At 47.7% G+C, this 19,231-nt stretch carries 16 protein-coding genes; 12 read left to right on the plus strand and 4 right to left on the minus strand.

The annotated features are described in order from the left end of the window. The first annotated feature begins 128 nt into the window (after window positions 1-128). The 6 genes from polA (at window position 129) to mtgA (ending at window position 6,020) form a co-directional block, all read left to right on the plus strand. Complete coding sequence (polA, locus tag J9B83_RS10670; protein ID WP_211536745.1) at window positions 129-2,867, plus strand: DNA polymerase I; 2,739 nt, start codon at window positions 129-131, stop codon at window positions 2,865-2,867. 43 nt (window positions 2,868-2,910) lie between these two features. Continuing rightward, complete coding sequence (locus tag J9B83_RS10675; RefSeq protein WP_211536726.1) at window positions 2,911-3,909, plus strand: Abi family protein; 999 nt, start codon at window positions 2,911-2,913, stop codon at window positions 3,907-3,909. A 114-nt stretch (window positions 3,910-4,023) separates the two neighbouring features. Continuing rightward, entirely contained in the window at window positions 4,024-4,254 is a 231-nt protein-coding gene (locus J9B83_RS10680; RefSeq protein ID WP_211536727.1) for a DNA polymerase, read from the plus strand. 159 nt (window positions 4,255-4,413) lie between these two features. Further along, entirely contained in the window at window positions 4,414-5,064 is a 651-nt protein-coding gene (locus J9B83_RS10685) for an Abi family protein (protein ID WP_211536728.1), read from the plus strand. Then, window positions 5,046-5,270 carry a DNA polymerase gene (locus J9B83_RS10690; RefSeq protein WP_328797731.1) on the plus strand — a complete coding sequence of 75 codons (225 nt, stop codon included), beginning with the start codon at window positions 5,046-5,048 and terminating at the stop codon, window positions 5,268-5,270. Before J9B83_RS10685 ends, J9B83_RS10690 begins: the two co-directional genes overlap by 19 nt. 69 nt (window positions 5,271-5,339) lie before the next feature. After that, window positions 5,340-6,020 (plus strand): monofunctional biosynthetic peptidoglycan transglycosylase, encoded by a 681-nt coding sequence (gene mtgA, locus J9B83_RS10695; protein WP_211536730.1) that lies wholly within the window; start codon window positions 5,340-5,342, stop codon window positions 6,018-6,020. Between the two features lie 28 nt (window positions 6,021-6,048). Here the strand turns inward: mtgA and J9B83_RS10700 are convergent, their stop codons facing one another. Next, window positions 6,049-6,708 carry a metal-dependent hydrolase gene (locus J9B83_RS10700; RefSeq protein WP_211536731.1) on the minus strand — a complete coding sequence of 220 codons (660 nt, stop codon included), beginning with the start codon at window positions 6,706-6,708 and terminating at the stop codon, window positions 6,049-6,051. A 204-nt stretch (window positions 6,709-6,912) separates the two neighbouring features. Between J9B83_RS10700 and J9B83_RS10705 the strand changes: the two genes are divergently transcribed. The 3 genes from J9B83_RS10705 (at window position 6,913) to J9B83_RS10715 (ending at window position 10,854) form a co-directional block, all read left to right on the plus strand. Next, window positions 6,913-7,056: a DUF2256 domain-containing protein gene (locus J9B83_RS10705; protein WP_211536732.1), complete on the plus strand. Its 144-nt coding sequence runs from the start codon at window positions 6,913-6,915 to the stop codon at window positions 7,054-7,056. Between the two features lie 70 nt (window positions 7,057-7,126). After that, window positions 7,127-9,055, plus strand: coding sequence for a B12-binding domain-containing radical SAM protein (locus J9B83_RS10710; protein WP_211536733.1), 1,929 nt, complete (start codon window positions 7,127-7,129; stop codon window positions 9,053-9,055). A gap of 176 nt (window positions 9,056-9,231) precedes the next feature. Continuing rightward, window positions 9,232-10,854, plus strand: coding sequence for a methyl-accepting chemotaxis protein (locus tag J9B83_RS10715; RefSeq protein ID WP_211536734.1), 1,623 nt, complete (start codon window positions 9,232-9,234; stop codon window positions 10,852-10,854). 67 nt (window positions 10,855-10,921) lie between these two features. On the opposite strand, the gene J9B83_RS10720 is transcribed toward J9B83_RS10715, so the two are convergent. The 3 genes from J9B83_RS10720 to J9B83_RS10730 form a co-directional block, all read right to left on the minus strand. Next, window positions 10,922-13,273 carry an EAL domain-containing protein gene (locus tag J9B83_RS10720; RefSeq protein ID WP_211536735.1) on the minus strand — a complete coding sequence of 784 codons (2,352 nt, stop codon included), beginning with the start codon at window positions 13,271-13,273 and terminating at the stop codon, window positions 10,922-10,924. Window positions 13,274-13,466: 193 nt separating this feature from the next. After that, window positions 13,467-15,128 carry an energy-dependent translational throttle protein EttA gene (gene ettA, locus J9B83_RS10725; RefSeq protein WP_211536736.1) on the minus strand — a complete coding sequence of 554 codons (1,662 nt, stop codon included), beginning with the start codon at window positions 15,126-15,128 and terminating at the stop codon, window positions 13,467-13,469. Window positions 15,129-15,209: 81 nt separating this feature from the next. Further along, window positions 15,210-16,115, minus strand: coding sequence for a DMT family transporter (locus J9B83_RS10730; RefSeq protein WP_211536737.1), 906 nt, complete (start codon window positions 16,113-16,115; stop codon window positions 15,210-15,212). A gap of 124 nt (window positions 16,116-16,239) precedes the next feature. On the opposite strand from J9B83_RS10730, the gene nrdR reads away from it, so the two are divergent. The 3 genes from nrdR to nusB all read left to right on the plus strand — a co-directional run bounded on the left by nrdR (window position 16,240) and on the right by nusB (window position 18,611). Then, window positions 16,240-16,749 carry a transcriptional regulator NrdR gene (gene nrdR / locus J9B83_RS10735; RefSeq protein WP_211536738.1) on the plus strand — a complete coding sequence of 170 codons (510 nt, stop codon included), beginning with the start codon at window positions 16,240-16,242 and terminating at the stop codon, window positions 16,747-16,749. Beyond that, window positions 16,746-17,906: a bifunctional diaminohydroxyphosphoribosylaminopyrimidine deaminase/5-amino-6-(5-phosphoribosylamino)uracil reductase RibD gene (ribD, locus tag J9B83_RS10740; RefSeq protein ID WP_211536739.1), complete on the plus strand. Its 1,161-nt coding sequence runs from the start codon at window positions 16,746-16,748 to the stop codon at window positions 17,904-17,906. The genes nrdR and ribD overlap by 4 nt, the downstream gene beginning before the upstream one ends. Window positions 17,907-18,104: 198 nt before the next feature. Next, entirely contained in the window at window positions 18,105-18,611 is a 507-nt protein-coding gene (gene nusB, locus J9B83_RS10745; RefSeq protein WP_211536740.1) for a transcription antitermination factor NusB, read from the plus strand. Window positions 18,612-19,231: the final 620 nt, after the last annotated feature.

A 19,231-nucleotide genomic window follows, 5' to 3' on the forward strand; every position in this document is an offset into this window, starting at 1 on the left:
CATAATGCAGGAAATCATTACCGAATTAAGACTGAAAAACGCCTCGATAATGCTTAGAATAGAAGCCAATAATCGCCGATTCATAAAGAGGTTCTATTTTGGCTACGGATTCAACAACACAAACTCCCATGATCTTGGTAGACGGCTCGTCTTACTTATATCGAGCGTTTCACGCGATTCCCCCAATGAGCACCAGCACGGGGCATCCGACAAACGCGACCCGTGGTGTGATCAGCATGATCCGCAGCCTGATAAAAACCTACCCAGATTCTCCCATGGTGATCATTTTCGACGCCAAGGGCAAAACCTTCCGCGATGAGATCTACAGCGAATACAAAGCACAACGCCCGCCCATGCCCGACGATCTTCGTCCGCAAATCGAGCCGATTCACCGCATGGTCGAAGCCATGGGCTTGCCGCTGGTCATCATTGATGGCGTGGAAGCCGACGACGTGATCGGCACCATCGCCAAGCAAGTGGGCGAAACCGGCCGTGAGGTCGTCGTTTCAACGGGCGACAAAGACATGGCGCAGCTGGTCACCGACAAGGTCACCCTCGTCAATACCATGAACAACACCGTCATGGACATTCAAGGCGTGAAAGACAAGTTCGGCATTCCGCCAGAGCTTATCATCGATTATTTGGCTCTAATGGGCGACAAGGTCGACAATATTCCTGGCGTGCCGGGCGTGGGCGAAAAAACCGCTTTGGCGCTGTTACAAGGCTTGGGTAGCATCAAAGAAATTTACACCCGCCTCGACGACATCGCGGCGCTGGGCTTTCGTGGCTCGAAAACCTTGGCGAAGAAAATGGCCGACAACAAAGACATGGCGGAATTGTCTTACACCTTGGCGACCATTAAATGCGACGTGGAACTGCCGTTTAATTCCCTTGAGCTAAAAAACGGCGAAGCCGACAAAGAGGTGCTGAAGGAATGGTTCGCCAAGATGGAATTCAAAACCTGGCTGAGTGATTTGGACAAAGCCCCCAGTGTCGAAGACGCCAGTGATACCGTAGCGAACAACGATGGCCAAGCGGCCGCGCCCGTTGCGTCTAATATCGAAGCCAATTACACCACTGTCCTCGACAAAGAGACCTTCGCCGTTTGGTTAGAAACCATTCAAAACGCCAAACTCACTGCTTTTGATACCGAAACCACCAGCTTGAATTACATGGCGGCGGAATTGGTTGGCGTGTCTTTCTCGGTAGAAGCCGGCGTGGCGGCGTATGTGCCGTTCGCCCACGATTACGAAGGTGCGCCGGAACAGCTCGACCGCGCTTGGGTACTTGAACAGCTCAAGCCTTGGCTCGAAGACGACAGCAAAGCCAAAGTCGGCCAGCACCTTAAATACGACGCCAACGTGCTCAACAATTACGATATCACCTTGCGCGGCATCGCCTACGACACCATGTTGGAATCTTACGTGTACAACTCCGTGAGCTCCCGCCATGACATGGACACGCTGGCGAAAAAATTCCTCGATCACACCTGTGTCAGTTTTGAAGAACTCGCGGGTAAAGGTAAGAAACAAAAAACCTTCAACGAAATCGACCTAGAACAAGCGGCGTTTTACGCGGCGGAAGACGCCGACATCACCTTGCGCCTTCACCAAGCCATCTGGCCACAAGTCGAGAAAATACCGGGCTTAGTCAGCGTTTTTAACGACATCGAGTGCCCTCTTGTGCCGGTATTGGCGAAAATGGAACAAACCGGCGCCTTGATCGATCCAGAATTGTTGCACGCTCAAAGTGCAGAAATCGCCGGTAAATTACAAGAACTAGAAATCAAAGCCCACGAAGAAGCCGGTGAAAGCTTCAACTTGAGTTCGCCAAAACAACTGCAAGTGATCTTGTTCGAAAAGCAAGGTTTGCCGGTGATTAAGAAAACGCCAAAAGGCCAACCCTCTACTGCCGAGCCTATCTTGCAAGAACTGGCTGAAAACCACGAATTGCCACGCTTGATCATGGAACACCGCACCTTGTCTAAGTTGAAATCCACTTACACCGACAAGCTGCCCGAAATGATCCAGAAAACCGGCCGTATTCACACGTCTTACCATCAAGCGATCACCGCCACGGGGCGTTTATCGTCGACCGATCCAAACTTACAAAACATCCCGATCCGCTCGGCAGAAGGTCGTCGGATTCGCCAAGCCTTCGTCGCGCCAACCGGCTACAAGCTGGTCGCAGCCGATTACTCGCAAGTAGAACTGCGCATCATGGCGCACTTGTCACAAGACAAAGGTCTGCTAGATGCTTTTACCAAAGACGCCGATGTGCACAAAGCCACCGCAGCGGAAGTGTTTGAAGTCACATTAGACGAAGTCACCACCGAACAACGCCGTCGCGCCAAAGCCATCAACTTCGGCTTGATCTACGGCATGTCCGCTTTTGGTCTAGCGAAACAACTTGGCATTAGCCGCCCAGAAGCCGCGAAATACATCCAGCGCTACTTCGAGCGCTACCCCGGCGTGCAGCAATACATGGAAAACACCCGTGAAGGCGCGAAAGAAAAAGGCTTTGTAGAAACCATTTATGGCCGTCGTTTGTACCTGCCCGACATCAAAGCGAAAAACGCCATGATGCGCCAAGCCGCCGAACGCACCGCGATCAACGCACCAATGCAAGGCTCCGCCGCCGACATCATCAAACGCGCCATGATCAAAATGCACGACTGGCTCGCCAACACCGACCTAGACGTAAAAATGATCCTACAGGTACACGATGAACTCATCTTTGAAGTAGCGGAAAAAGACCTAGACGCCGCCCAAGCGAAAATCGTCGACATCATGCAAAACAGCAGCAAAATCGACGTACCTTTGTTGGTCGAAGCGGGTGTTGGGGATAACTGGGACGAGGCGCATTAAGCGCCTCTAAAGTCACAAGCATAGATATACCAGAGGGAACTGTATGTATAACAAGCCATGGCTCAGTTACGAGCAACAACTTGATAAGCTCATTGAAAATGGGCTTATCATTAATGATAGAAACAAAGCTCTCTCATTTTTGGAAAGAATTGGATACTACCGACTCAGCGGCTATTGGCATCCTTTCAAACAAAGATCTGAACTTTGCTGCCTGTACAACCCAGCAATAAAAAAGCCTAATAAAAAACAAAAACGTGCAACAACATTAGTATTTGACCAGTTTATTACTGGGGCCAATTTCCAAAGTGCTGTCGATTTGTATATTTTCGATAAAAAACTAAGGATGATTGTCTTAGATGCGTTAGAGCGTATTGAAGTCGCTCTTCGGGTGGATATATCTCATACCCTTGGGAGAAATAGCCCTTTCGCCTATTTAGAGCCTGATCATTTCAAAGATTTATTTAGCAAGCAAGTCGACACCAAAACAGGTGTTATTCCACAGCATGCTTGGCTACAAAGTCACGCCAATCTGATATCTCGCTCTAAAGAAGAGTTCATTCTGCATACAAAAGAAAAGTACGGTTTGCCCGTTCCTATTTGGATTGCCTGTGAAGTATGGGATTTTGGAACATTATCTCGACTCTTCAAGGGTATGCTGCCTGAGCAACAAACATTAATTGCAAAAAAATACGGCGTGACGAAAGGAGAAACGCTTGAATCATGGCTACGTTGCTTAAACTATCTTCGTAACGTCTGCGCACATCATAGCCGTCTATGGAATCGCAATATGATTGAGCAACCAAAGCAAGAAGGCCTAAAGGACATTAACCATTTCACTGATAGCTTGAGTGCTCATGCTCTCGCAAGGCCCTTCCTACAGCTTTGCATAACTCAGCACCTTCTAACAAAGATCAACCCTAATTCCACATGGTGGGAGCGCTTAAAAAGCTTACTTAATGAGTTTCCTGACCTAACAGAACAAGGTATAACTTTGGAGGCAATGGGAATGATTGAAGACTACACAGAATGGCGTTGGCAATAAAAAACCCCTAAGCAGATCAGTTGTAAGCAACATCACTGAAAGGGGCCGTGTTGAGATTAATTATGAACCACGAGTTCATTTTGTGCAACGGTGGAACGATTACTCTAGATATAAATGTCAAATTATTATTATACCATGATCAAAATGCACGACTGGCTCGCCGACACCGACCTAGACGTGAAAATGATCCTACAAGTACACGATGAACTGATCTTCGAAGTAGCGGAAAAAGACCTAGACGCCGCCCAAGCGAAAATCGTCGACATCATGCAAAACAGCAGCAAAATAGACGTGCCTTTGCTTGTGGAAGCGGGTGTTGGGGACAACTGGGACGAGGCGCATTAGCGGGCTTAGATAAACCCTAGAACAAAAAAAGCCATGCATGAGCATGGCTTTCTATTTCGTCTGTCTTCGGTGGGCTGCCTAAGCAGGGATATCCGAAGCACTCGTTGATAATGCTAGCCAAAAGAAGCGTATCCGTCAAGACAACTTAAGGAGGCAAGGATGCCATATACCGCTATAGAGCAAACGCTTTCCGTTAATCGGTTCTCAACATATCGCCAAGCGGTGATAACGTCGCTTGGTCAGAACTGCACTCTAACTACCTTAAAGCTATATGAATGGAATGCAGAGCTTTCCAGTCGGTTCTTCTTTCCAATACACATTTACGAAGTCGCCATTCGCAATGCTATTTCTGATGCCATTAGCGGACGTTACGGCAGTGACTGGCCAACCAACACAGTTTTTCAGAACTCGCTAAACCACTCAGATAAGCAAACGCTTTTAACGGCGTTGCGCAACGGCTATCAAGGAGTCGGCAAGCTACTTCCCGAAATCAAATTTGTGTGGTTTGAGAATATGCTTACAAGCCGACATGATGGCCGTATATGGAAGCCATATATCACCAAAACCTTTCCAAATGCACCGACATCAATGACGCCGCAGGAAATCAGAAAAGCCTTAAAAGACGCATGCTACATCATACGAAAATTCAGAAACCGATGTGGCCATCATGAGCCGATATTTAACAGTGCGAGTTTGTATGATGTATATCCACATATCCGTGAGTCATTGAATTGGCGATGCGCTACAACAAGTAACTGGATGAACAGCAAACAGTCTGTTAGTGAACTATTGTGCAAGCCTGTGATATAAAGCGGTATGCACGACTGTTTAATAGCATCGACCTAGACGTGAAAATGATTCTACAAGTACACGATGAACTGATCTTCGAAGTAGCGGAAAAAGACCTAGACGCCGCCCAAGCGAAGAGCACAGACATCATGCAAAACAGCAGCAAAATCGACGTACCTTTGTTAGTCGAAGCGGGTGTTGGGGACAACTGGGACGAGGCGCATTAATAAGCTGCGTGTATGACGATCATTTAAAGTAACGGTACAATGCTCGCTAATCCCAATCAGAGATAAAACATGGCAAAGCGTAAACGCGGCATTTTCAGTAAGTTATGGTTTGTCTTTTGGCGTGCCGCTTTGTTGTTTGTTGTGTTTTTATTTGCATTGAGGTTTGTGCCGCTGTCGACGTCGTCTTTTATGTTGCAGAGCGATTATCCCGTGCAGCAAGAATGGATCGATATTGACGAGCTTCCTTCCTATATTCCGCTGGCGTTTGTGTCGTCTGAAGATCAGCGTTTTCCCGATCACTTTGGTGTCGATTTCGCGGCCATCACTAAAGCATTGAATCAATACGACGATGGCGATGGGCTGCGCGGAGCCAGTACGATTACGCAAAAAACGGCAAAGAATGTGTTTCTTTGGCCAGCTCGAAGCCTTATTCGTAAAGGGTTAGAAGCCGGTTTAGCCATTAGCCTTGAAGCCATTTGGGGCAAGAAACGTATTTTAGAGGTGTACTTAAATATAGCGGAGTTTGGCAAGGGGATTTATGGCATAGAAGCGGCGAGCCAACACTATTTTGGTCGTTCAGCCAGTCGGCTCAGCGCTAACCAAGCCGCACGCTTGGCCGTTATGCTGCCCAGCCCCCGCACTCGAAGCCCAAACCAATTAACCTTTTACCTACGTCAACGAGTGCTTTGGGTTGAACAACAAATGCAGCAGCTCGGTGCCAATTATTTAGCGCCGATTCTTGCCCCATAAAAGCGTCTTTCACAGCGTCAACTGATGGCTACAGCAACCTAGTAATCGCAGAGAACCAGACTTCAGGATTCGGGCTAAATAAGTAGCCAGCTACGCAACCAAGCACCAATACCACAGAAGCCAATGGTTCGTTCCAGTCGGTGAGTTTCAGCGCGGTGCCGAAGGAGCGTTTTACCCGCATACCGGACAATTCGATGCTGTACATTTCATCTAATATGAGGTGTATGGTGGCGCCGATAAAGATGAAACCACCAATGCCCCACGCGGTTTTCGCGTCCAATCCAAACAGATGATGCGCCAGAGGCACGGCACACGCAGTAAAAGCGAGATTCGCCAATACGCTGTGCAAGGCACCGCGGTGTACGGTGAGCTGTTCAAATACCCAGCGAACCACGAAACGCACCACCAAATAACCGACGACCGCGGACGCCAGCACTTCCCAAAGCGGTAATGTGTTCATCCAAAAGACAAAAACTAAGCCAGCCACCAAGGCACCAAATAATCGAAAGACGATACGAATGGCGATGGATTCGTCCGCGTCGATGTCGGGTAATAACCCGCCAAACGTCCCTGCCACAGCGTAAAGCATGGCTTCATTCATGTCGGCCAATCCCGCTGTAAAGGCACTGGCCGCTAACGGTGCGCTGATCAACGCCGCAACGGTAACGTGTGTATTAAAATTGGCCATGTTGCGCCGTCCTTGTGTTTGTATTGTAACGAGAAGTTATCATTGAACTGCTGTGGTTTTTTAGCCTATAAGCCCTAAGTGGGCGCATACTACAGCAAGCGTCCTAAAAAGGGAGTCAGATCCGACTAAACATTCTGGTATGAGTACGAAAAGTGACTGTGTTATGGTCTATACACTCTGTTTTTCCATGATAAGGAGGCGCTTGTGGCTCATAAAAAACCCCATTTACCCGAGAAAATTTGCCCTGTTTGTCAGCGCCCTTTTGTATGGCGCAAAAAATGGGAGCGCGATTGGGCGAACGTTAAGTATTGCTCTGAGCGATGCAAACGCTCTGGGGCGAAAAACTAGGCAGGGCTTTTGTGGTTGCCATTTGCTAGAATATCGTTTTATTTCAGCGCATTTAGCACCAAGGCTCGCCATGACTGTTCTTCTAATGACCCCTCCGATGACACAACTAAATACGCCCTATCCCGCCACGGCGTATTTAACGGGGTTTCTACGTTCTCGAGGTTACGATGCGGTGCAGCGCGACCCTGCTATCGAGCTGTTTTTAGAAATGATGACGGCCCCCGCGCTGGACATCATTCGCCAACATGTAGAAGACAATTTTGAGTCGTTCGAAGACGACGAATTGCCCGATGCGATTTATACTTTTTTGGCAGAATTCGACCGCTATCGCCTTGCCGTGGAGCCGGTGATTCGCTTTTTGCAGAGCAAAGACCCCAGTTTGGCGCTACGTATTATTTCGCGACGCTTTTTGCCCGAAGGACCCGCGTTCGACATTATTGAGCAGATGGAAGCCGTGTCTGGCGATGTGTTAAAAACCGCGTTTGGCACCTTGGGCGTGCAAGATCAAGCCAAGTATCTGGCCACCTTGTTCATCAACGATTTATCGTCGGTCATTACCCAAGGAGTCGACCCTTACTTTGAAGTCAGCCGTTATGGTGAGCGATTGGCTGCAGCGAACCCGAGTTTTGATAACCTATACGACACATTAATGGGCGAGCCGAGCTTTAGCTCGGAGATTCTCGAGCAGTTGGTCGAGCAATATTTAGAAGAAACTCAACCGAGCGTTGTCGCCTTAACCGTGCCGTTTCCCGGCAATATGTTGGGGGCGTTACGCATTGCGCAAACCTGCAAGGCCATCAATCCTGAGCTGCCCATCGTAATGGGTGGCGGCTTTGTTAACACCGAACTGCGTGCGCTAAAAGACCCGCGTATTTTTGAATTTGTCGATTTTATCTGCCTCGACGATGGCGAGCGCCCTTTCATGACGCTGCTGGAATTCTTCGACGGGCAACGGGAAATCGACGAATTAGTCCGCACTTACTTTCTTGCTGAAGACGAACAGGGCGAACCTTACGTTCATCTCAACCAAAACACCGAGTTGCACGATATTCCACAAACTGACGTCGGTGCGCCTATCTACGATGGCTTGCCGTTGACGGAATACCTTTCCTTGTGCGAAATGCTCAACCCCATGCATCGTATTTGGAGCGATGGTCGCTGGAACAAGCTGACCATTGCCCACGGCTGCTACTGGCGTAAATGCAGCTTTTGCGATGTGAGTTTGGATTACATCGACCGCTACGACGCCGCCGGCGCGGACATTTTAGTGGATCGTATCGAGGAATTAATCGCTGAAACGGGACAAACCGGCTTCCATTTTGTCGACGAAGCCGCGCCGCCAAAAGCGCTTTTTGCGCTGGCGAATCGTTTGATCGAACGTGGCGTGGTGATCAGTTGGTGGGGCAACATTCGTTTTGAAAAAACCTTCACACCAGAGCGCTGTCAGTTACTGGCCGATTCTGGCTGTATCGCCGTCAGTGGCGGGTTGGAAGTGGCGTCTGACCGTTTGCTTAAATTGATGAAAAAAGGTGTCAGCGTCGAACAGGTAGCTCGCGTGACCAAAGGCTTCAGCGAAGCCGGTGTTTTGGTGCACGCCTATTTGATGTACGGCTTTCCAACACAGACCGAGCAAGAATCTGTCGATGCACTCGAAATGGTGCGCCAGATGATGCAGGAAGGCTGTTTTCAATCGGCGTTTTGGCACCGATTCGCCGCCACGGTGCACAGCCCCATCGGCCTTAATCCTGAAGAATACGGCATCACCTTGGCCGAACGTCCAGACATACTGTTTGCCGAAAACGATGTGGATTTCACCGACCCTACCGGCACCGACCACGACATGCTAGGCGAAGGCCTACGCAAAGCGCTGTACAACTACATGCACGGCATCGGTTTTGATCAACCGATGAGCTTCTGGTTTGAGCGCCCTGTTGCCCGCACTACCATGAAGAAAGACCTTATTGCCAAGGCCATTCATCACATCCTTGCCATCGACTAATGTATAAATTTGTAACGTTCGTTCAATAAACACACCGCCTCATTGATTAGAGCGTTATACTCAGCGCTCTTATTAGCACGCTGAAAAACAACAACAAAAAGGATACCGCCGCAAGTTTGCTAAGACTTTGAATGCGCTTGTGCATGACTTTTTACCACTTATGATGAGGTCCTATTATGACCATTAATTCTCGCCTAATTGTTGGCTTTGGCACCACGTTAATGATGACAGTCATTATTGCTGTGATCGCTATTAATCAAGTCAATTTCATCGACACCACTATCACGCAAATTACCGATGTGAATTCAGTAAAGCAGCGCTATGCTATTAATTTCCGTGGCAGTGTACACGATCGAGCCATCGCCGTTCGTGATGTGGTCTTAGCAAGAGACGAGAAGGAGCTCAACAGCGCTCTAGAAGACATTGTGGAGTTGAATCGTTTTTACCAAGAGTCGGCAAAGAAACTTACGCCGGTCAAACTGCCCATGTCATCTCAAGAAAAAGCCATCTACGACGATATTCAGCGCATTGAAAAGAAGACCTTGCCACTTATCGCCCAAGTCATTCAAGCAAAGAAGACTAACGATATGGTCACGGCCAATACCGTATTATTAGATGATGCAAAACCCGCTTTCACTGAATGGTTAGCTGCCATCAACGCTTTTATTAATCTTGAAGAAAAAGCCAATCGCACCGCTACCATAGATACTCGCCAAGTGTCTGGCTCTTTTCAAAATTGGATGATTACCCTAACCAGTGCCGCGATTCTGATTGGCCTGAGCGTGGCGTATTTGATCAGTCGTCGTATTAAAAACTCCGTGGGAGCTGAACCTTATGCGGCCGCCAATGTGATCGCCAAAATAGCCAAGGGAGATTTGACTAACCCTGTTTCTTCTCGCTACCCAGAGAGCATCATGTCTTCGGTCGAAGTCATGCAAAAACAAATGGTCACCATTGTAAACAGCATCATCACCTCATCGTCTGAACTGTCACAGCGCTCAGCGACGGTCGCTTCCGGTACTAACCAATCACTGGTGGCTGCTGATAACCAACTGACTTACACCAATTCGACCGTCAACAAGCTGATGGAAATGAATGACAGCATCAATGCGGTATCTGACCGCGTACGCGAGACAGAAAGTAACTCCAACATCACCGCTGAGTTATCGAAAAAAGGCCAAGTTGCGGTACAAAAAGTGGCGGCTGAGATTGAAAAAGTGTCCGTCACAGTAAAAGCTACTGTGGAACAAGTAAACCAACTCGAAGCTCGCACTCATAGTATTGGCGACATTGTTAACGTGATTCGCGGTATTTCAGAGCAGACCAATTTGCTCGCACTCAATGCAGCAATCGAGGCCGCTAGAGCGGGTGAAACAGGCCGTGGCTTTGCTGTCGTTGCCGATGAAGTACGCCACCTAGCCAAACGCACAGGTGATGCAACGGCGGACATTGAAAAAATGATTCTGCAAGTGCAAGAGGAAACCAAAGCCTCTGTACAAGTCATGGAAGCCACCGTTCCACAGGTTGAAAATGGTCTAGCATTGACCAATGAAGCCAGCTCTTTATTGAATGACATTCAGCAACAATCTAAAGATTCCCTTGCGAAGGTGCTTGAAGTCGTCGCCGCCACATCACAGCAAGTGATCACTATTTCAGAGATCAATCACGAAATACAAAAAGTGGCGGACATGTCAAAAGAGACCAGCATGGCTTTGCAAACCAATGCAGATGAAACCTTGGCATTGCAGCAATTGTCAGAAACCCTTAAACACGATATCAATTACTTTAAAGTAAAATAGCTCACTGTGTTTTCTATTCACTAAGCCAAAAGAATTACCTGCTTTTGGCTTAGCTTTTATAGGACGCTCAGCGCACACAAAATACCTTGTCTTGCTGATACAACAGGGCTTGTTCTAGCGGGACGGGTTTAGAGAAGTAATATCCTTGTAGATAGTCACAACCATAGCGGATTAACCGTTCTGCTTGTTGTTGCGTTTCCACACCTTCTGCAATCACTTGCACACCTAGCGCGTGCGCCATCACAATGATGGCTTCACAAAGCGTTTGCGAAGCCAAGTCTTGTTCTAGTTTTCGCACGAATTTGATATCGATTTTTAAGAAGTCGATATCGTAGTTCATGATGTAGGCCAGCGAGGAATACCCTGTCCCGAAGTCGTCTAAGGCGATCTGTATGCCTTTTTCACGAAAGGCTAACAGCACCTCACGAGTGCTTTCATCTGAGTTCATTAGCAAGTGTTCGGTGATTTCCACCACCAGACCTTCCCTTTTGCCAACGCGGTCGTCTGTATTCATCAATAAACTAGACAGTAAACGACCGTTTTCACTATCTTGCTTCGCTAACTGTATCGGAGAGACGTTCACTCCTATTTGGATGTGATCGCCATAGCGTTTTCTCAAGGCGACGAGGGCGCGCTGAGCTTCTTCTATGACCCAATCACCGATTGCTACAATCTGGCCAGACTCTTCTGCGAATTGAATGAATTTATCGGGCGGTATTAGGCCTTTTTGCGGATGATTCCAGCGGATCAGCGCTTCAAACTTTACTACGGCGCCTTGCCTGTCGATGATGGGTTGATACGTTAGATAAAACTCTTTGTTATTGATCGCATTTCTAAGGTCACGAATCAACTCTGTTTTCGTGATCAGGGCCTCTTTGAGATCCCAACTGAAACGTCTCACGGTATTGCGCCCGCTTTGTTTCGCGAGGTACATGGCTTGGTCGGCGGCAACCATAAGCTCTTTGAGGTTTTTACCATCGTCGGGGTACATGGCAACGCCGATGCTCGCGCTTGTGATGACTTCACTGTCTTGTATTGTGTAGGGTTCTAAAATCCTAGAACGAATCTTGTCGCTGAGGGCCAATATCTGCGCTTCGTTGACGCTTTCTTCTTCAAAAAACAGGATGAATTCGTCTCCCCCATAGCGGCTAACCAATTGTGCCGAAGAAGCACATTCCAACAACCGAGTGGCGACCATTTTTAAAACATCGTCCCCTACGTCATGGCCTCTGGTGTCATTAATTTCTTTGAAATTATCCAAATCCAATAAGATAACGCCGATTTTGCAGTGATTTTGTCGGTCTATCAAAATATCAGATAATTTTCGATTTAAAGCATCTCGATTTGAAATGCCGGTTAAACTGTCCGTTTGTGATTGCTGTATTATTTCCTTTTCTGCTTCAGCTTTACGTTGAGCCATGTCTAAAAAGCTGCACTGTAATTCGTCCATTTCTTTCACACCAGTAGGCTGAACTCTCTCTACCGGTTCATTTCGCCCCAGTTTCAATGACAATTCCGACAACAATCTAAGAGGCTTAGAAATAGAATTTAGAACGAAGTACCTCAGCAGTACAAGCAACCCAAGCACCATCATGCTAAAAGTGAAAACGATCCAAGTGTATCTGTGAGTAACGGCCGATAAAGTCTCATCGACCGCAACACCCGTAACAAAGGTCAACAGCACTGATCCATTCGTATCTTTTACTTCATTCTTAACGAACGCTCGGTGTATGCCATCTTCGCCTTTAATGATCTGATTGAAGCGACTGGGAAGATCAAGCTGAATGTTTTTTGGGTAAGCCACTGCTATCTGCTGATTGGCATCCAGAATATAAGCAATGCTGTTCGCGGGTAACTGGCTACTACCTAACAGTGTTTTCCACCAATCTAACGAAATAACAGCAACGGTGGCCCCTAATATCACGCCCGAGTCGCTGTTGCTCTGCACTGGGTACGCAAAGTTCATAGTCGGACGACCTGTCACTCGATCCACCAATACACCGCTGCTAGTAAAGCGTTTTTCCGCTAAGGCGAGTTGTATGTAGTCGCGATCCAGCACATCGACAGGGGACATAAGTTGAGTACCATTACAGGTTAAAATGCCCTGTTCGTTCGGCACACCTATGTTGATATAACGCTCAAACAAGGGCGTAATATCGCTGACAAAAGCAGCACATAATGGCGACTCAGGATTTTGTATTTGTGGTAAAGAAGATAATGAAGACAAGAATTTCTGAGTGGAAGACACTAAAAGATCTTGGTTTTCAGCGGCTTGATTGGAAACAACACGAGCTGTCTTTAAAAGCTCACTTTCTACCATGATGCGGCTGTAATCAAAGTTTAAGTAAATGAAAAAATAGCAGGGCAAAACAATCAGGGCAGACAAAAAATATACCCGACCTTTCAGTGTTTTTAGCATCGTGCCCTCTACGTCTTGGTGCGTCCGCTCAAAACACCAGCCTGTAGCACACATTCAAATTATTTATGTCTTATTAAAACTAGCACAATATCAGTAATTCATCGTCAGCTTTTGATACACATCAAAATATCTATTGTTCCCAATGAAAAAAGACCAAACAGTGGGCGAGATAACTCGCCCACTGTTTAAGATTTTACGCGTCAATACGTTTGTATTTGATACGAGTCGGTGTCGCTTCGTTGCCAGTACGTTGCTTGTAATCTGCTTCGTATTCGGCGTAGTTACCTTCGAAGAACACGGCTTTAGAATCGCCTTCGTAGGCCAAAATGTGCGTAGCGATACGATCAAGGAACCAACGGTCATGGGAAATCACAATCGCAGCGCCTGGGAAGGCAAGCAAAGCGTCTTCTAATGCACGTAAGGTTTCTACGTCAAGGTCGTTGGTCGGCTCATCCAGTAGTAATACGTTACCACCCTCTTTAAGCAGTTTGGCAAGGTGCAAACGGTTACGCTCACCACCGGACAAATGCTTAACCAATTTTTGTTGATCAGATCCTTTGAAGTTAAAACGACCAATATAGGCGCGAGACGGCACCTTGTAATTGTGCACCGTGATCATGTCCTGACCATCGGCGATTTCTTCGAACACGGTTTTGTCACCGTCTAGCTCACGCATTTGGTCAACGTAAGCCAGCTGTACCGTTTCACCAATGGTGACAGAACCAGTATCAGGCTGCTCGATACCAGCGATCATTTTGAACAAAGTCGATTTACCCGCGCCGTTACCACCCACAACACCCACGATCGCACCTTGTGGCACTACCATGTTGAAGTCTTCTAGTAGCATCTTATGTTCGAAGCTTTTGCTCACGCCTTCGATTTCGATCACTTTTGAGCCAAGACGCGGTCCTGGTGGAATGTACAATTCGTTGGTCTCATTACGATCTTGGAACTCTTGCGAGTTCATTTCTTCGAATCGAGCCAAACGGGCTTTGGATTTCGACTGACGACCTTTGGCGTTTTGGCGCACCCACTCAAGTTCAGATTTAATGGCTTTTTGGTGAGACGCTTGCTGCTTGGCTTCGGTTTGTAGTCGAGCGTCTTTTTGTTCCAACCAAGACGAATAGTTGCCTTCGTATGGAATACCGTGGCCACGGTCAAGTTCCAAAATCCAGCCCGCGGCGTTATCAAGGAAGTAACGATCATGGGTAATCGCAACAACAGTGCCTGGGTAATCTTTCAAGAAGCGCTCTAGCCAAGCCACGGATTCCGCATCCAAATGGTTGGTTGGCTCATCCAGTAGGATCATGTCGGGCTTGTTCAGCAACAGGCGACAAAGCGCCACACGACGACGCTCACCACCGGAAAGATGCTCTACTTTTGCGTCCCAATGAGGAAGGCGAAGTGCATCTGCGGCAACTTCTAGTGCGCGCTCTAAATTGTGACCTTCTTTCGCTTCGATCAAGGCTTCAAGCTGACCTTGCTCTTTTGCTAGAGCATCAAAGTCGGCATCGGGTTCGGCGTATTCTGCGTAAACTTGATCCAAACGTGCCATTGCATCAATCACATCGGTAAAAGCTTCTTCAACTATGCCACGCACATTCTTTTCTGGATCAAGGTGTGGCTCTTGTTCTAAATAACCGATCTTGATGCCCGGCATAGGACGCGCTTCGCCGTTATGCTCGGTATCAACGCCCGCCATAATGCGAAGTAACGTGGATTTACCAGAACCGTTAAGACCCAAAACACCGATTTTAGCGCCAGGAAAAAACGACAGGGAAATGTCTTTAAGAATTTCGCGCTTAGGTGGAACAACTTTTCCAACGCGATTCATGCTGTATACAAACTGAGCCATAAAGAATCAACTTATCCTATGAATAATAAAAATGAACAGATACTGTGCCTAAAAAGTACCGTAAGAATAGCACAATTCTCGTTACTGCAGAATGATCAGCGACGCGCCAATCACCACTAAACTGGCCCCCACCCAAGCACCCAAAGCAGGACGCTGCTTGGTAGTGATCCAAAGGCCAGGCAAAATCAATACAGGCACAACCGCAGACAAGGTGGTTACCACGCCCACATTCGCATTTCCCACCCCCCACACCAGCACACTCATCCCAATCACCATACCAATGGTCGCCAGTGCCGCAATGCCAGCAAAGTCGCGTCGTGTTAATTGCCAAAAGGGAATCGTATTGGCTGCCTGTTTGTGTCGATAAAACAACCAATAAGCCAAAAGCAACGCGATGGCGCCGCTCCCTACACGCAACGCCGACACAGCAATCGGGTCCGCACCATCCAGTAATGCCGGTTTACTCAACAAAGCGCCACTGGCTTGTCCTAGCGCTGCGCCCAAGGCGAACAAAATGCCTGAACTTAATTTGCCTTTGGTTTGCTCCCAAGCATGGGCATCGCCTCGTTTACCAAACAAAATCGCCACGATCACACCAGATAACACCAGCCCACAAGCAAACAGCTGACCGGCAGTTAATTGTTCATTGAGAAACAACCAACCCAGTAAAATCGACATGGGAGCATTAGTCGCGAACAGCACACCGGTTCGACGAGGACCAAGCCGATGCACCGCGGTAAACAACAGGGTATCACCGATAAAAATACCCAATAGACCGGATAAAATTACCCCTTCTGTATGCTGCCATAGAGCCCCATTGAACCGCTGAGTAATCAGGCTAATGAGAAGTAAAATTGTGCTGGCAATTACAATTCGGACGGTATTAAACCGCATGGTGCCAAAACGTTGAATCAAACTGGGTGCCATCAAGCTTGAAATTGTCCAACACAGCGCGGCAACTAAACCTGAGAGTTCAGCAAATGGCATAAAGGTCCTTCTTCGTTCACTTAAGCTCGGTAGCTATATTATGGCGGGATTGGTATGATTTAGCGTAGAAAACAACGCCTTAGCCAAGGCATTCTTACACCAAACTAGCCATATTGGAAGCACCATGCGATGCCCTTTTTGCGGAACTCAAGATACTAAAGTTGTGGACTCACGATTGGTTTCGGAAGGCGCCCAAGTCCGTCGTCGACGCACTTGTAACCATTGCCAAGAACGCTTTACAACCTTTGAAGTGGCTGAACTGCAGATGCCCAAACTGATCAAAAGCGATGGTAGCCGCGAAGCGTTTGACGATGAGAAGCTGCGCAACGGCATCATTAAAGCCATTGAAAAGCGCCCCGTCAGCATCGAAGCCATTGAAACCGCCATCACGCGAATCAAAGAAAAAATGCAAGCTACGGGTGAACGCGAACTGCACTCACGTTGGACAGGCGAAGCCGTGATGGAAGAACTGCGACGACTGGATCAAGTGGCTTACGTGCGCTTTGCTTCCGTCTATCGAAGCTTTAAAGACATCAGCGAATTTCGCGAAGCCATCGATCATCTTGAAAGCCATACCACGCCCGTTATTGAGTCGCCTATCAAAGCCTTATCTAAAAAAGAAGACAAATCATGACACTGTACAATCACGAATATTGGATGGCTAAGGCGATTCAACTGGCACAAAAAGGCCGTTACACCACACACCCTAATCCTCGTGTTGGCTGTGTCTTAGTCAAAGATCAACATATTATAGGGCAAGGTTTTCACGTCAAAGCGGGCGAAGACCATGCGGAAGTCAACGCCCTCGCCGCCGCCAATCCTAGCGACGTGATTGGCGCTACCGCTTACGTCACACTTGAGCCTTGCAGTCACCAAGGGAAAACACCGCCCTGCGCAGATGCTCTTATAAAAGCAGGCGTGGCACGCGTTGTCTATGGCATGCAAGACCCAAACCCAGAAGTATCAGGGCGTGGCTTAACGAAAATACGTCAGGCAGGCATCGACGTCGTCGGCCCAATTTTAGAAGCCGATTGCGAAGCGTTAAATCCTGGGTTCATCAAACGCATGCGCGAAGGTTTACCGTACGTTAGAGTCAAATTAGCCATGAGTATTGACGGCCGCACGGCCATGGAATCCGGTGAAAGCCAATGGATTACTGGTCCCGACGCCCGCTTAGACGTGCAACGCTTACGCGCTCAAAGCGACGCCATTGTCACAGGTATTGGCTCCGTCTTGGCCGACAACCCCAGTATGACGGTGCGCATTGACAATGACGACCAAACCACAGACGCCAAAAATGTCCGCCAACCCCTGCGTGTTGTGATGGACACGGCGCTGTCTATTTTGCCGGAAGCCAAAATTCTTTATCCGACCAAACAAGCATGTGTTTTCTCGATTGAAGAAGAAGTCGAAATTGAACACCTAGAGACTCTCAACAAAAAAGGCGTAACAGTGCGCTTCGTTCCACGTGGACAAGACGGTCGTTTAGACCTATTAGACGCCATGGAACAGTTAGCCGATGCTGGGATCAATGAAGTGCTGCTGGAATCTGGTGCCGAATTAGCAGGCAGCTTTTTACAAGCAGGTCTTATTGACGAAATTGTCGTCTTCATGGCACCTAAACTGCTTGGCTCAAACGCCCGCCCCTTGTTTACTTTGCCGTTAGACAGCATGGACGAAGCCGTCGAACTGACACTCAAATCCGTTCGCCAAGTCGGTCAAGACGTACGCTTAGTGTATCTACCCACTTACTTAGACGATGACTTTGAAGAGTCGTTTGGAGAAGAATAAGAAAAATACGCTTTGCAAAGGAAGATAAAGCCTACTTTGTTGAGAAACGGCGAATAAAAATTGCTATAATCGCCAGCCAAGATCTACCCTATACCTGTAACTTTGGCTGGGATGAACATAAAAACCGCCAAAGCGACTTCCAAACAGGCAAAACGCCCATCCAACATGGTAGCGTCGCCTGGACAATTGAGGCAAAAAATGAGCGAACTGGAAACCACAAACGACCAAAACCCAGCACCTAAGCGTAAGGAAAAAAAACCTTCACGCTCGCAACTGCGCAGTGCTTCTCGTCGTTTGGCATTACAAGCTGTCTATCAATGGCAAATGAATCAATCTACAGTAAGCGAGATTGAAACACAGTTTGTAATGAATGAAGATCAAGAAATGGCAAGTTGCGATAAAATTTATTTTCGTGAATTGCTGCAAGGTGTGACTGCTAGTGCGAAAAAACTGGATGGTCTGTTTGAGGAATTACTCGATCGTCCATTAAGCGAACTAGATCCGATCGAACTAGCGGTTATGCGCATCGGTTCATTTGAATTGTCTCAGCGCTTAGACGTGCCTTACCGTGTCGCCATCAATGAAAGCGTCGAATTGGCCAAAGGCTTTGGCGCCACCGAAAGCCATAAATATGTTAATGGCATTTTGGATAAACTGGCTCAACGAGTACGTCGCGAAGAAATCGCAGCGCGCCGTAATAGCTAGCGAAATTTCAATAACAAAAGCCTCGAATGCTCATGCACACTCGGGGCTTTTTTATGTCATTTAAACAAAGCCTCTTATACTGCTATTGACTAGCACCTGCCTCATTCCTCAAGGTCATATGAGACAACCACTGCCGAGCTTCTTGTAATGTCATTTACTTGTGCCTGCCTCATTCCTCAAGGTCTTATGAGACAACCACTGCCGAGCTTCTTGTAATGTCATTTACTTGCGCCTGTCTCGTGCCTCGACGCGTCAGCATAAATGACAAACAAGAAGCCCTTTGTTACTCAGGCGGTAACGTCGACCTGTCAAAACAAACCAGATCAATTCGTCTCTTGTCTGTCAGTGACGTCGACGCATCAATCAGGCTAAAACAGCTAAATACTTCAGTAAAATATCCTGCTCTGTCTATGCGCAGACGCGTCGAGGCACGAGATAGGCGCAAGCAAAAGGCAGAACAGGACATTTTTTGAATGCATCGTTATCGATAAATGTCAGGCATAAAAAAACCCCACACAGCATTGGCTATGTGGGGCTTCTTAATGTTTAAAGCTTGACGACGACCTACTCTCACATGGGATCTCCCACACTACCATCGGCGATGGCGCTTTTCACTTCTG

Origin of the sequence: Marinomonas vulgaris, assembly GCF_018145875.1 — a bacterium.
GTDB classification, from domain to species: Bacteria; Pseudomonadota; Gammaproteobacteria; order Pseudomonadales; family Marinomonadaceae; genus Marinomonas; species Marinomonas vulgaris.

Bases quoted from the DNA above. Each gene is read 5' to 3' on its own strand.
- polA (WP_211536745.1), top strand. From the start codon at position 129: ATGATCTTGGTAGACGGCTCGTCTTACTTATATCGAGCGTTTCACGCG.
- J9B83_RS10675 (WP_211536726.1), top strand. From the start codon at position 2,911: ATGTATAACAAGCCATGGCTCAGTTACGAGCAACAACTTGATAAGCTC.
- J9B83_RS10680 (WP_211536727.1), top strand. From the start codon at position 4,024: ATGTCAAATTATTATTATACCATGATCAAAATGCACGACTGGCTCGCC.
- J9B83_RS10685 (WP_211536728.1), top strand. From the start codon at position 4,414: ATGCCATATACCGCTATAGAGCAAACGCTTTCCGTTAATCGGTTCTCA.
- mtgA (WP_211536730.1), top strand. From the start codon at position 5,340: ATGGCAAAGCGTAAACGCGGCATTTTCAGTAAGTTATGGTTTGTCTTT.
- J9B83_RS10700 (WP_211536731.1), bottom strand. From the start codon at position 6,708: ATGGCCAATTTTAATACACACGTTACCGTTGCGGCGTTGATCAGCGCA.
- J9B83_RS10710 (WP_211536733.1), top strand. From the start codon at position 7,127: ATGACTGTTCTTCTAATGACCCCTCCGATGACACAACTAAATACGCCC.
- J9B83_RS10715 (WP_211536734.1), top strand. From the start codon at position 9,232: ATGACCATTAATTCTCGCCTAATTGTTGGCTTTGGCACCACGTTAATG.
- J9B83_RS10720 (WP_211536735.1), bottom strand. From the start codon at position 13,273: ATGCTAAAAACACTGAAAGGTCGGGTATATTTTTTGTCTGCCCTGATT.
- ettA (WP_211536736.1), bottom strand. From the start codon at position 15,128: ATGGCTCAGTTTGTATACAGCATGAATCGCGTTGGAAAAGTTGTTCCA.
- J9B83_RS10730 (WP_211536737.1), bottom strand. From the start codon at position 16,115: ATGCCATTTGCTGAACTCTCAGGTTTAGTTGCCGCGCTGTGTTGGACA.
- nrdR (WP_211536738.1), top strand. From the start codon at position 16,240: ATGCGATGCCCTTTTTGCGGAACTCAAGATACTAAAGTTGTGGACTCA.
- ribD (WP_211536739.1), top strand. From the start codon at position 16,746: ATGACACTGTACAATCACGAATATTGGATGGCTAAGGCGATTCAACTG.
- nusB (WP_211536740.1), top strand. From the start codon at position 18,105: ATGAGCGAACTGGAAACCACAAACGACCAAAACCCAGCACCTAAGCGT.